This window comes from Pseudotabrizicola alkalilacus (assembly GCF_003443995.1).
Lineage (GTDB): Bacteria > Pseudomonadota > Alphaproteobacteria > Rhodobacterales > Rhodobacteraceae > Pseudotabrizicola > Pseudotabrizicola alkalilacus.
In genome coordinates this window covers 197,925-210,187 of sequence record NZ_QWEY01000002.1, presented here as the reverse complement: position 1 = coordinate 210,187, position 12,263 = coordinate 197,925, and the positions used below count along the sequence as shown (strand labels likewise).

The window sequence follows — 12,263 nt, the reverse complement described above, 5'->3', positions numbered from 1 at the left end:
GGCAGCCGCGCAAGGGCTATCACCCAAGGGCATAGAAAATGAGGCCGCGCCATGACCCCTGCCCCCAAACCCGTTGTCCTGTGCATTCTTGACGGCTGGGGGCTTGGCCCGGTGCGGGAGTGGGATGCGCCCGCCTTGGCACATACCCCCAACTTTGACGCGCTGATGGCGACCTGCCCGCATTCGACCCTGACCACCTTTGGCCCCGATGTCGGGCTGCCGCGCGGGCAGATGGGCAATTCTGAGGTGGGGCACACCAATATCGGCGCAGGCCGGGTGGTGGCGATGGATCTGGGGGCGATTGATCTGGCGGTGGAAGATGGCAGCTTTGCGCTTAACCCCGCACTGCTGGCCTTTGCCGAGGCGATCAAGGCCAAGGCTGGCACCGCGCATCTGATGGGCGTGATCTCGGACGGCGGGGTGCATGGCCATATCAGCCATGTGCTGGCGGCAGCCCATGCGCTGACCGCGCTGGGCGTGCCGGTGGCGCTGCATGCGATCACCGACGGGCGCGATGTGCCGCCCTCATCCGCTGCCGGATACATTGCGCAGCTGGTGGCGGGTCTGCCTGCGGGTGCGCAAGTGGCCACGGTAACCGGGCGCTATTGGGCGATGGACCGCGACAACCGTTGGGACCGCGTGGCACGGGCCTATGGTGCGATGGTGCATGGCACGGGCGAACATGCGCCGGATGCCGGAACGGCAATCGCGCTGTCCTATGCCAAGGGCGAAACCGATGAATTCCTCGCGCCCACGGTGATCGGCGGCTATGCCGGGGCGCAGGATGGCGACGGGCTGTTCTGCCTGAACTTTCGTGGCGACCGCGCGCGAGAGATATTGGCGGCGCTGGGTCAGCCGGGGTTTGACGCTTTTGACACCGGCACACGCCCCCATTGGTCGGCAATGCTGGGCATGGTGGAATATTCCGAGGCACATAATGCCTATATGGCCACGGCTTACCCCAAGCGGGTGATTGTGAATTGCCTTGGCGAATGGGTGGCCGCGCAGGGCAAGACCCAGTTCCGCCTCGCCGAAACCGAGAAATATCCGCATGTGACGTTCTTTCTGAACGGCGGGCGCGAGGTGCCGTTTGACGGCGAGCAACGCTTTATGCCGCTGTCGCCCAAGGTCGCGACCTATGATCTGCAACCCGAGATGAGCGAGCCGGAGGTGGCCGATCAGCTGGTCGGCGCGATTGAGGCGGGATATGATCTGATCGTGGTGAATTTCGCCAATCCAGACATGGTGGGCCATACCGGCGTGCTGGAGGCGGCGATCAAGGCTTGTGAAGCGGTGGATGACGGTTTGGGCCGTGCGGTGGCGGCGCTGCAGGCGCGGGGCGGCGCGATGATCGTCACCGCCGACCATGGCAATTGCGAACAGATGTGGGACCCGGTGACCAATGGCCCACATACCGCACATACGCTGAACCCGGTTCCCGTGATCGTGATGGGCGCGCCGCAAGGTTCGCGCTTGCGCGCTGGGGGGCGGTTGGCCGATCTTGCGCCAACGGTGTTGCAGCTGATGGGGCTGCCGCAGCCGGATGAGATGACCGGAGTTAGCCTGCTGACATGATCCGCGCTGCCGCCCTTGGCCTGATGCTGCTGACCGGCCCGGCTTTTGCGCAGGGCGCGCGGGGCGTGGCGGAACAGGCAGCGGCAGCCTCGGTCGATCTGCAGGTGGCGGTGGCGGCGCTGGAGACGGCCCAGACCTCACGCGACCGGGTGGCGGCGCTGACCCAGACCATCCGCGCCTATGAAACCGGCCTTGGCGCGCTGCGCGAGGCGTTGCGGCAGGCGCATCTGCGCGAAACCACGCTGCAACTGCAGTTTCAGGCAAAGCGTGACCGGGTGGCGCAGCTGGTTGGAGTGCTGAGCCAGTTGGAAAGCCGCCCCGGCCCGCTGTTGCTGCTGCACCCGTCGGGGCCTTTGGGCACGGTGCGCTCGGGCATGATGCTGGCCGATGTGACGCCCGCGTTGCAAGCCGAAGCCGAGACTTTGAATGCCGAATTGTCCGAATTGCGCGACTTGCGGGCGCTGCAACAGGCGGCGGGGCAGACCCTGCTGGGCGGGCTGGATGTGGCGCAAGCGGCGCGCACGGCGCTGTCTCAGGCGATTTCGGACCGCACCGAACTGCCGCGCCGGTTTACCGAAGACCCCGACACGCTGCGCGGCCTGCTGGAAAGCGCCGATACGCTGGAGGCATTTGCCTCTGGCCTCGCGCTGGATGAACGCGACGCCAGCAGCTTTGCCGATGCCAAGGGGCGGTTGCCGCTGCCGGTGCTGGGCACGGTGCTGCGCCGGTCGATGGAATCGGATGCGGTGGGCGTCCGCCGCCCCGGCCTGACACTGGCCACCCGGCCCCGCGCGCTGGTCACCACACCCTGGCCCGCAACGATCCGTTACCTCGGCCCCTTGCTCGACTACGGAAATGTGATCGTGCTGGAGCCCGGAGGGGGCTATCTGTTGATCCTTGCGGGTCTGGAAACCGTGTATGGACAGGTGGGCGAGGTGCTGGGTCTGGGCGCGGCACTGGGCCTGATGGGCGGCGGCGAGCCGGGGGTTGCCGAATTTCTGGCAACCGCGCAAGAAGGTGGTGGCGTGCAAGGCACACAAACGCTCTATATGGAGCTCAGGCAAGGGGCAGACCCGGTCGATCCGGCCGAATGGTTCGCTGCATTGAGAGAATAGGACGAGGCGATGAAGAAATTCGTGATGGCCGCTATCGGCGGTACCGTGGCCGGGGTCGTCCTGACGACACAGCTGGCTGCGCCGCTGATCGCGCAGGAAAATGCGCGCAACGCCAATGTCTATGAACAGCTGGATCTGTTCGGCGATATTTTTGAGCGGGTGCGCGGGCAATATGTGGAAGAGGTCGACAGCAAAAAGCTGATCGAAGCCGCCATCAATGGGATGCTGACCTCGCTCGACCCGCATTCCGGCTATCTGGCACCGAAGGATTTCGACGACATGCAGGTGCAGACCCGTGGCGAATTCGGCGGGCTTGGCATCGAGGTGACGCAGGAAGAGGGCTTTGTCAAAGTGGTCTCGCCCATCGACGACACCCCCGCAGACGAGGCCGGGATCGAAGCCGGCGATTTCATCACCCATGTCAACGGCGAGTCGGTGCTGGGCCTGCAACTGGATGCGGCGGTCGACATGATGCGCGGCCCGGTCGGGTCGGAAATCATCATCACCGTGGTGCGCAAGGATGTGGCCGAACCGTTTGATGTCTCGATCATCCGCGACACCATCAAGCTGACCGCCGTGCGCAGCCGCGTGGTGGGCGATACCGTGGTGCTGCGGGTGACCACGTTTAACGATCAGACCTTTTCGGGTCTGGAAGAAAACCTGAAAAAGTCGATTGACGAGCTGGGTGGCATGGAGAATGTGAACGGCTTTGTCGTTGACCTGCGCAACAACCCCGGCGGCCTGCTGACCCAGGCGATCCGGGTGTCGGATGCGTTTCTCGACAAGGGGGAAATCGTCTCGACCCGTGGCCGCGAAGCCAACGACAGTGAACGCATCAACGCCACGGCGGGGGATCTGGCCGATGGCAAGCCCATCGTTGTGCTGATCAACGGCGGCTCGGCCTCGGCCTCGGAAATCGTCGCGGGCGCCTTGCAGGATCACCGCCGGGCCATCGTGGTCGGCACCCGGAGCTTTGGCAAAGGCTCGGTCCAGACCGTGATCCCGCTGCGCGGCGAAGGCGCGATGCGCCTGACCACAGCCCGCTACTACACCCCCTCGGGCCGCTCTATTCAGGCGTTGGGTGTGATGCCCGACATCGTGGTCAACCAGCCCCGCCGCGACCCGACCGCCGAAACCACCCCGGAAGAGCCGACCAGCGCCGCCCGCCGCCAGACCTCTGAGGCCGATCTGCGCGGCACGCTGTCGAACGACTCGATGTCCGACGACGAGCGCAAGCTGCTGGAAGAAGAGCGCACCCGCACTGAAGAAGCGGCCAAGCTGAGGGACGAAGATTACCAGCTGGCCTATGCCGTCGACATCCTGCGCGGATTGCAGGCGGTGGCGCAGTAAGGCTTTGCGCAGGCGTCGTTTTGCGCCGTAGCGCGGCAAACAAAGATCCGGGGCAGGCGGCAAAACCCGGCCTGCCCCGGCAACCCGGATGGCTGGACCAGAACGGCAGACAGAATGCAGATTGACCCGGACACCCTGCCCTACCGCCCCTGCGTCGGGGTGATGCTGATCAATGCCGAAGGCAGGATCTGGGCTGGCCAGCGCCTCGACGCGCCTGCGGGAACGGCCGCCTGGCAGATGCCGCAAGGCGGCATCGACGCAGGCGAAGCGCCCCGCGACGCGGCCCTGCGCGAGCTGTGGGAAGAAACCGGCGTCAACGCAGATCTGGTGGAGCCACTCGACCAGACCAACGACTGGGTGATGTATGACCTGCCGCCGGACCTGCTGGGCAAGGTGTGGAAGGGCAAATACCGCGGACAAAAACAAAAGTGGTTCCTGTTCCGCTTTCTGGGCCGCGATGACCAGATCGACATCGCCCGCGAGCACCCGGAATTTGCGGCGTGGAAATGGATCGGCGCGCAAGACATGTGTGACGCCATCGTGCCGTTCAAACGCGCGGTCTATGATCAGGTGGTAAAGACCTTCCGCCCACATCTGGCAGACTGACCCCGACAGATGCCAATACCCCACCGTCGCCCCGGCGGAGCTGTTGCAATTTGAGTATTTGGAAAGCAGCAATTGCAAGATCAGCGCGCCCCGGCCAACGGCACCGGTCCAGTGCGCAGGAAGAGCTTTCCACGCGACCGGGGCGACTTGCTGCTTGCGGTCATCGGGACTCCTCCCTGTACCGCTCTGCCATCCTGGCACATTAACCTTAACGCTGGGTTAAGCGCATTCTGGCCATTGCTGCTTGCAAAATACTCCCGCCGGAGGCGTCCTCCGTGTCAGAAAGCACAAGGATATCAGACCCGCAACCGCCGTCCGGGCCGACCGTGGCAACGCCGTCGCGGGTGGCTCGATGCCACCCGCGACGGCCGCTGTGCTGCGGTCACAAGGGTTGGCCAGACAAAAGGCGCGGCAGATCGCCGGTCAGACCGGCGGCTTGCCGGATGAAGCCGCGGCGCAGGCCCGGCAGGGCGCTGACCGCCGCCATGCCGAGGTCGCGCGCCAGCCGCAGGGCCGGGTTATCGTTGGAAAACAGCCGGTTGACACTGTCCATCCCCAGCGCCAGCGTGGTGGAGTCGAACCGCCGCCAGCGTTGATAACGTTCCAACACATCCGCAGCGCCGGGGTCTTCGCCGCGCCGGGTGGCGTCGACCAGCACTTCGGCCAGCGCCGCCACATCGCGCAAGCCAAGGTTCAGGCCCTGCCCGGCAATCGGATGCACACCATGGGCGGCGTCACCGACCAGCGCCACACGCGGCGCAATGAAGCTTTGCGCGAGGCTGAGCGACAGCGGGTAGGTGAAGCGGGCTCCGGCAAGGCTGATCGGGCCGAGGAAATCGCCAAAGCGCGGGCGCAGCACCTCCAGATAGTCGGCATCCGCCAGCGCCTGAATCGCGGCGGCGGCGCTGTCGGTCTCGCTCCAGACGATTGAAGAATGGTGCCCGCCGGGCAGCGGCAGGATGGCGAGGGGGCCGGCGGGCATGAAGAATTGCTGGGCGATGCCGTGATGATCCTTGTCGTGCCGGATCGCGGTGACCAGCGCAGTCTGGCCATAGCCCCAGCCGACGCGGGGGATTCCGGCGCGGGTGGCGGTGCCCGAGCCGCGCCCGTCGCAGCCGACCAGCAGGCGGGCGGTCAGGATCTTGCCCGAGGCGAGGGTGACGCTGACGCCTTGCGGGCTGATCTCTTGCGCCACGACGCTTTCGCCCGACATGAGGGTGAGGCCGGGGGTTGCCGCCATTGCGTCAAGGAACGCGCGGTAGAGGTGGCGGTCTTCGAGCATGAAGCCCATCGGGCCTTCTTCGATCTCGGCCGAGTCGAAGTGCAGGAAGAACGGCGCAGCCCCCTGCCCGGCGATGCCGTCCGAGGCTTTGATCTGCAGGATGGGCTGGACCTGATCCGCGACAGCGGGCCAGATGCCGATGGCCGACAGCAGGCGTTTCGAGGCAATCGCGAGGGCGTAGCTGCGGCCGTCAAAGCCCGCTTCGGCCCGCGCAGGGGCGGGGCGGGCATCGACCACGGTGACGCTCAGCCCCGCTTGCGCCAGCGCAAGGGCCAGTGCCGGGCCGTTCAATCCCCCCCCGGCAATCAGGATGTCGCTGTCATATCTCATGTCCGCGACTATGGGGCAAAGATCGGAATTGTCCATGCGTTGCCTTGCCGCTAGCCTTGCCGCAAGCGGGCTGGGGAATGGCATGACAAAGACTTGGGCGAATATGACGGCGGCAGAGCTGGGGACCGGGATTGGCGCGGGCCGTATCAACCCGGTGGAGCTGTGCGAGATGCAGCTGGAGGCGATTGACCGCCATCCCCTGCGCGACCGGATTTATGCGCGGGTCATGCCCAATCGCAGCCGGGCCGAGGCGATGGCGGCAGCGTCGCGGGCCAAGGCCGGGTTACGACGCGGTGTGCTGGACGGGGTGCCGGTCAGTTGGAAGGATCTGTTTGACACCGCAGGCCGCGCGACCGAAGCCGGGTCGGCGCTGCTGCGGGGGCGAACCCCGGTGGCGGATGCCGAGGTGTTGCGGGTGGCGACGCTGCAAGGGCTTGTTTGTCTTGGCAAAACCCACATGTCGGAACTCGCGTTTTCCGGGCTGGGGCTGAACCCGGTGACGGCCACGCCGCCCTGCATCAACGATGAGGCGGCGGTGGCGGGGGGGTCGTCTTCCGGGGCGGCGGCTTCGGTGGCGTTTGGACTGGCCCCGGCGGCGATCGGGTCGGATACCGGCGGGTCGGTGCGTATTCCTGCCGCGTGGAATGATCTGGTGGGGCTGAAGACCACACATGGCCGGGTGTCGACGAAGGGCGTGGTGCCGCTGTGCGAGATGTTCGATACCGTCGGGCCGCTGGCGCATACGGTGGAGGATTGCGCGCTGCTGCTGGCAGCGCTGGAGGGCGGGCGCGCGGCGGATCTGGGCGGCGCCAGCCTGTCGGGCGCGCGGCTGTTGGTGCTGGAGACGGTGGCGCTGGACGATCTGCGCGACCGGCCCGCGCGCGGATTTGACGATGCGCTGACCCGGCTGGCACGGGCGGGCGCGCGGATTGAACGCGGTGTGGTGCCCGAGGTGGCGGAGGCGATGGCGCTGACGGCGGTTCTGTTCACCTCGGAGGCTTACGGCATCTGGGGCAAGGTGATCGAGGCCGCGCCGGAGAAGATGTTTCCGCGCATTCTGGAACGGTTCCGCTCGGGGGCTGGCTTTGGCGCGGCGCAGTATGTGGCGGCATGGCGGCGGCTGCACGCGCTGCGTGCAGTCTGGGCGCAGGCGGTGGCGGGCTATGATGCGGTGCTGGTGCCGACCGCGCCGATCCTGCCGCCGGATGCCGCGCGGCTGATGACGGATGACGCCTATTACGTGTCCGAAAACCTGCTGGCGCTGCGCAACACCCGGATCGGCAATCTGATGGGCGGCTGTGCGCTGACGCTGCCAACCTCGGAACCGTCCTGCGGGATCAGCCTGATGGCGGGGCCGATGCAGGAGGAGCGGCTGCTGCGGCTGGGGGCGGCGGCAGAGCGGGCGCTACGCTAGCGGTTGGGGCCGGGGATCGGGCGAAAAAGACACAATCCCTTGTGGCTAACCCCTCGCAGTCGCGGCTTTTTCTGGACCGCGCTGTTGCGAGTGGCTATCTTGGGACAAAACGGGGCGCTACGACCCCGAACATGAGGCAGATATGGCGTTTCCAGAGCGGTTCTCGAACCTGCCGGATTATGCGTTTCCGCGTTTGCGGAAGCTGTTGGACACACATGCGCCGGGCGGCGCCCCCGTTGCGATGACCATCGGCGAGCCACGCCACCCGATGCCCGCCTTTGTCGGGCCGATTCTGGCGCAGCATCTGGATGGCTTCGGGATCTACCCGCCGAATGACGGCACGCCGGAACTGCTGGCCGCCATCGCCGGTTGGGTGCAGCGGCGTTATGGCGTGACGCTTGCCGCCGATCAGATCATGGCGCTGAACGGCACGCGCGAGGGGTTGTTCAACGCGGCCATCGCGCTGTCGCCGGAAACCAAGGGCGGCAAACGCCCGGTCATTCTGATGCCGAACCCGTTTTATCAGGTCTATGCGGTCGCGGCGCTGACCGTAGGGGCAGAGCCGGTCTATGTGCCCGCCACTGCCGAAACCGGGTTTCTGCCGGATTATGAGGGCCTGCCTGCCGAGGTTCTGGACCGGGTGACGGTGGCCTATCTGTGCTCGCCCGCCAATCCGCAGGGGGTGGTTGCCCCCGCTGACTATCTGGCGCGGCTGATGGCGCTGGCGGAAAAGCATGATTTTCGCATTTTCGCCGATGAATGCTATTCCGAGATCTGGCGCGACGCGCCGCCGCCCGGCGCGCTCGCCGTGGCGCAGGCCAGCGGCACCGACCCGGAGCGGGTGGCGGTGTTTCATTCGCTGTCCAAACGGTCTAACCTGCCGGGGCTGCGCTCGGGCTTTGTGGCGACGGGGGCGGCCAGCATGGCGCGGATCCGCCAGTTGCGCGCCTTTGCGGGCGCGCCCTTGCCGCTGCCGATTCAGCGCGTGTCAGAAGCCGCGTGGGCCGATGAGGCGCATGTGGCCGAAAGCCTGGCGCTGTATCAGACCAAGTTTCGCATGGCGGATGAGGTTTTTGCCGGGCGACACAACCGGGTGGCCCCCGAGGGCGGGTTTTTCCTGTGGCTTCCCGTACCGGACGGTGACGGCGAAGCGGCGGCATTGAAGCTGTGGCGCGAGACGGGGGTGCGGGTGTTGCCCGGCGCTTATCTGTCGCGCGATGTCGGGGGCGCGAACCCCGGCAAGGCCTATATCCGGGTGGCTCTGGTCGCCCCACAAACAGAATTGCAGCACGGGCTGATCCGCCTTCGTGACTGCCTCTACGATTGAGGACAGGTAAGGTCATGGCATCCATCAACATGCGTCAACGCGACCCTCTTCTGGATCAGGACACTGCTGCCATGCTGGAACGCCGGGGGCGCGAGCTGATGGGGCTGGGGCTCTTGGCCGTGGCGGTGCTGTTTGCGCTGATGCTGGGCAGCTATTCACCCGAAGATCCGGGCTGGATGGTGGCAACGGATGAACCCGCCAACAACATGCTGGGCCGGTTTGGCGCGGCGGTAGCCTCGACGCTGATGATCATCGGCGGCAAGGGCGCGTGGATGCTGCCGGTGATTCTGGGCGTTTGGGGTGTGCGGTTTGTGACCCATCGCGGGGCTGAGCGGGCGGTCGGGCGCATCGTGTTTGCGGTGATCGCGGTGGCGCTGGCCTCGGTCTTTGCCGCAACCTTGGTGCCGGGCGCGGGCTGGCCGCATTCCTTTGGTCTGGGCGGGCTGTTTGGCGATACGATTCTGGGCACGCTGCTGGGGGTGGCCCCGGTGAGTGCCGGGGTCGGGCTGACACTGTTTTCGCTGATCCTCGGCGGGCTGTTGCTGGTGATGGGGCTGTGGGTGACCGGGTTCACGCTGCTGGAGCTGTCGGTGATCGGCCGCTTCCTCGCGGTGGGCACGATCTTTGCCTATGGCACGGCGCTGAATTTGGCCGGGCGCGGCACCTCGCGCGCCGCCGAGGCACTGGCCGAGCGGCGGGCGGCCAAGGCCGAAGCGCTGGCCTACCGCGCCGCAACCCGGTCGCAGGATTGGGATGATGTGCCTGAGGCGCCTGTGATGGCCCCTGCTGGCACCCGCAGTGCCGCGATTCACCGCGCGCCGGGGGCAGCCCCGGTGGCCGAGGCTGCGGCCCATGCAAGCGAATGGGGGCGGCCTTCGGCGCTGCGCAGCACCCTGCGCGCCGATCCGCGCTACCCGGAGCCGATGGCAGAGGCCGCGTATTACGCGCCGCCGCGCGAAAAGGCCGGGCTGCTGGCCCGGATGCCGCAACTGATGCGCCGCAGCGAGCCGGAACCGGAACTGGTCGAACCCGTGCTGCCAGAGTTTTCCGACGAAATGGCCCCGAATGATGACCGGATCAAGGCGCGGATTTCGGACGCGATCCGCTCACGCATGCGCCATCCCGGCCCGGTGCTGAACCCGGTCACCACCGCCGTTCAGGCCCGTCGTGAGCCGCCGGTGGCGCGCAGCCTGACCCAGCGGCTGCGCGGGCCGCAGCCCCTGATCGCCGACACCCGCAAGCCGGTGCCGGTGCCGCCGCCGGTGGTGGCCGCCGGTCTGCCGCCAGAGCCACCGCTGACCGCAGCGCATGTGCCCGCGGCTCAGGTGCCCGCCGCTCAGGTAACGGCGGCCCCCCCTGCCCCGCTGCCGCGCGTGGTGCCGCTGCCCCGGACCTATACGCCGGAGCCGGAAATCGCGGTCGAAGACTGGGAAGATGCGGACAATATCTTTACCCCCGAGCTGTCTGCCGAGCTGCCGCCCGAACCCGCCTTTGACGATGAGGACAGCAGCGACTGGCAGCCGGATGAGAATTACGAACCGGATTATGACCCGACGCCGGTGATCCCGCGCGTGAAATCGCCGGTCATGACCGCGATGCCCCCGCGTATCCCGGTGGCCGAGGTGCGCAAGCCGGTGGTGCAGCATATCGTGAAAAAGCCGATGGCCCCGTCCCGGCAGGCCGTCGCCGAAAGCCAGCCGCGCCTGCGCTTTGACGAGGCGGTGAGCCAGCCTTATGAGCTGCCGCCGCTGTCGCTGCTGTCCAGCCCGTCCACGGTGGAGCGGTTCGCGCTGTCGGATGAGGCGCTGGAAGAAAACGCGCGGATGCTGGAATCGGTGCTGGATGATTACGGCGTCAAGGGTGAGATCGTTTCTGTCCGCCCTGGCCCCGTGGTCACGATGTACGAGCTGGAACCGGCGCCGGGCCTGAAGGCCAGCCGCGTGATCGGGCTGGCGGATGACATTGCGCGCAGCATGTCCGCGCTGAGCGCGCGCGTCTCCACCGTGCCGGGACGGTCGGTGATCGGCATCGAACTGCCCAATGCCACCCGCGAAAAGGTGGTGCTGCGCGAGATCATCGCTGCCCGCGACTTTGGCGACAGCAACATGCGGCTGCCGCTGGCTTTGGGCAAGGACATTGGCGGCGATGCGATTGTCGCCAACCTGGCCAAGATGCCCCACCTGCTGATCGCCGGGACCACGGGCTCGGGCAAATCGGTGGCGATCAACACCATGATCCTGTCGCTGCTGTACAAGCTGTCACCCGAGGAATGCCGGTTGATCATGATCGACCCCAAGATGCTGGAACTGTCGGTTTACGATGGCATCCCGCACCTTTTGTCGCCCGTCGTGACCGATCCGAAAAAGGCGGTTGTCGCCCTGAAATGGGTCGTCGGCGAAATGGAAGAGCGCTACCGCAAGATGTCCAAAATGGGCGTGCGCAACATCGAAGGCTTCAACGGCCGGGTGCGCGAAGCGCTGGCCAAGGGCGAGATGTTCAAGCGCACCATCCAGACCGGGTTCGACGAAGACACCGGCGAGCCGGTGTTCGAGACCGAAGAATTCGCGCCGGTGGCCCTGCCCTATATCGTGGTGATCGTCGACGAGATGGCCGATCTGATGATGGTGGCGGGCAAGGAGATCGAGGCCTGCATCCAGCGTCTGGCGCAGATGGCGCGGGCGAGCGGCATTCACCTGATCATGGCAACGCAGCGGCCTTCGGTTGATGTGATCACCGGCACGATCAAGGCGAACTTCCCGACCCGGATTTCGTTTCAGGTCACGTCAAAGATCGACTCGCGCACCATTCTGGGCGAACAGGGCGCAGAGCAGCTCTTGGGCATGGGCGACATGCTCTATATGGGCAATGGCGCCAAGATCACCCGTATTCACGGGCCGTTCGTGTCGGATGAAGAGGTTGAGGAAATCGTCAACCATCTGAAATCGTTTGGCCCACCGGTCTACATGTCGGGCGTCGTCGAAGGCCCGGATGAGGATTCCGCCTCCGACATCGACGTGGTGCTGGGCCTGTCCACCGGCGAGGGCGGCGATGACGCGCTCTATGATCAGGCGGTGGCGATTGTGGCCAAGGACCGCAAATGCTCGACCAGCTATATCCAGCGGAAATTGGGGATCGGCTACAACAAGGCCGCAAAGCTGGTGGAGCAGATGGAAGAGCAGATGGTGGTCACCGCTGCCAACCATGTCGGCAAGCGCGAGATTCTGGTGCCGGAGACCTGAGGGCACTGCCCTTGGGATCGCAAGG

8 protein-coding genes are annotated in these 12,263 nt (G+C 66.2%); 7 read left to right on the top strand and 1 reads right to left on the bottom strand.

Annotation, left to right across the window (positions count from 1 at the left end):
• Positions 1–51 precede the first annotated feature (51 nt).
• The 4 genes from gpmI to D1012_RS04955 all read left to right on the top strand — a co-directional run bounded on the left by gpmI (position 52) and on the right by D1012_RS04955 (position 4,646).
• Positions 52–1,575, top strand: a complete 1,524-nt coding sequence (gpmI, locus tag D1012_RS04970) for a 2,3-bisphosphoglycerate-independent phosphoglycerate mutase (protein ID WP_118150242.1) — start codon at positions 52–54, stop codon at positions 1,573–1,575.
• Positions 1,572–2,690, top strand: coding sequence for a murein hydrolase activator EnvC family protein (locus D1012_RS04965; protein WP_118150241.1), 1,119 nt, complete (start codon positions 1,572–1,574; stop codon positions 2,688–2,690). Before gpmI ends, D1012_RS04965 begins: the two co-directional genes overlap by 4 nt.
• A gap of 9 nt (positions 2,691–2,699) precedes the next feature.
• On the top strand, positions 2,700–4,040 hold the full coding sequence (locus tag D1012_RS04960; protein ID WP_118150240.1) for a S41 family peptidase: 1,341 nt from the start codon (positions 2,700–2,702) through the stop codon (positions 4,038–4,040).
• Positions 4,041–4,154: 114 nt separating this feature from the next.
• Positions 4,155–4,646, top strand: a complete 492-nt coding sequence (locus tag D1012_RS04955) for an RNA pyrophosphohydrolase (RefSeq protein WP_118150239.1) — start codon at positions 4,155–4,157, stop codon at positions 4,644–4,646.
• Between the two features lie 382 nt (positions 4,647–5,028).
• On the opposite strand, the gene D1012_RS04950 is transcribed toward D1012_RS04955, so the two are convergent.
• Complete coding sequence (locus D1012_RS04950; protein WP_118150238.1) at positions 5,029–6,258, bottom strand: FAD-dependent monooxygenase; 1,230 nt, start codon at positions 6,256–6,258, stop codon at positions 5,029–5,031.
• 82 nt (positions 6,259–6,340) lie between these two features.
• On the opposite strand from D1012_RS04950, the gene D1012_RS04945 reads away from it, so the two are divergent.
• From D1012_RS04945 to D1012_RS04935, 3 genes are all read left to right on the top strand, one after another.
• On the top strand, positions 6,341–7,672 hold the full coding sequence (locus D1012_RS04945; protein WP_118150237.1) for an amidase: 1,332 nt from the start codon (positions 6,341–6,343) through the stop codon (positions 7,670–7,672).
• Between the two features lie 142 nt (positions 7,673–7,814).
• Positions 7,815–8,999: an aminotransferase class I/II-fold pyridoxal phosphate-dependent enzyme gene (locus tag D1012_RS04940; RefSeq protein WP_118150236.1), complete on the top strand. Its 1,185-nt coding sequence runs from the start codon at positions 7,815–7,817 to the stop codon at positions 8,997–8,999.
• A gap of 14 nt (positions 9,000–9,013) precedes the next feature.
• Entirely contained in the window at positions 9,014–12,238 is a 3,225-nt protein-coding gene (locus D1012_RS04935; RefSeq protein ID WP_118150235.1) for a DNA translocase FtsK, read from the top strand.
• Positions 12,239–12,263: the final 25 nt, after the last annotated feature.

What these genes read in the sequence shown, in the direction of transcription:
- gpmI (WP_118150242.1), top strand. Translation starts at nt 52, where the DNA reads ATGACCCCTGCCCCCAAACCCGTTGTCCTGTGCATTCTTGACGGCTGG.
- D1012_RS04965 (WP_118150241.1), top strand. Translation starts at nt 1,572, where the DNA reads ATGATCCGCGCTGCCGCCCTTGGCCTGATGCTGCTGACCGGCCCGGCT.
- D1012_RS04960 (WP_118150240.1), top strand. Translation starts at nt 2,700, where the DNA reads ATGAAGAAATTCGTGATGGCCGCTATCGGCGGTACCGTGGCCGGGGTC.
- D1012_RS04955 (WP_118150239.1), top strand. Translation starts at nt 4,155, where the DNA reads ATGCAGATTGACCCGGACACCCTGCCCTACCGCCCCTGCGTCGGGGTG.
- D1012_RS04950 (WP_118150238.1), bottom strand. Translation starts at nt 6,258, where the DNA reads ATGAGATATGACAGCGACATCCTGATTGCCGGGGGGGGATTGAACGGC.
- D1012_RS04945 (WP_118150237.1), top strand. Translation starts at nt 6,341, where the DNA reads ATGACAAAGACTTGGGCGAATATGACGGCGGCAGAGCTGGGGACCGGG.
- D1012_RS04940 (WP_118150236.1), top strand. Translation starts at nt 7,815, where the DNA reads ATGGCGTTTCCAGAGCGGTTCTCGAACCTGCCGGATTATGCGTTTCCG.
- D1012_RS04935 (WP_118150235.1), top strand. Translation starts at nt 9,014, where the DNA reads ATGGCATCCATCAACATGCGTCAACGCGACCCTCTTCTGGATCAGGAC.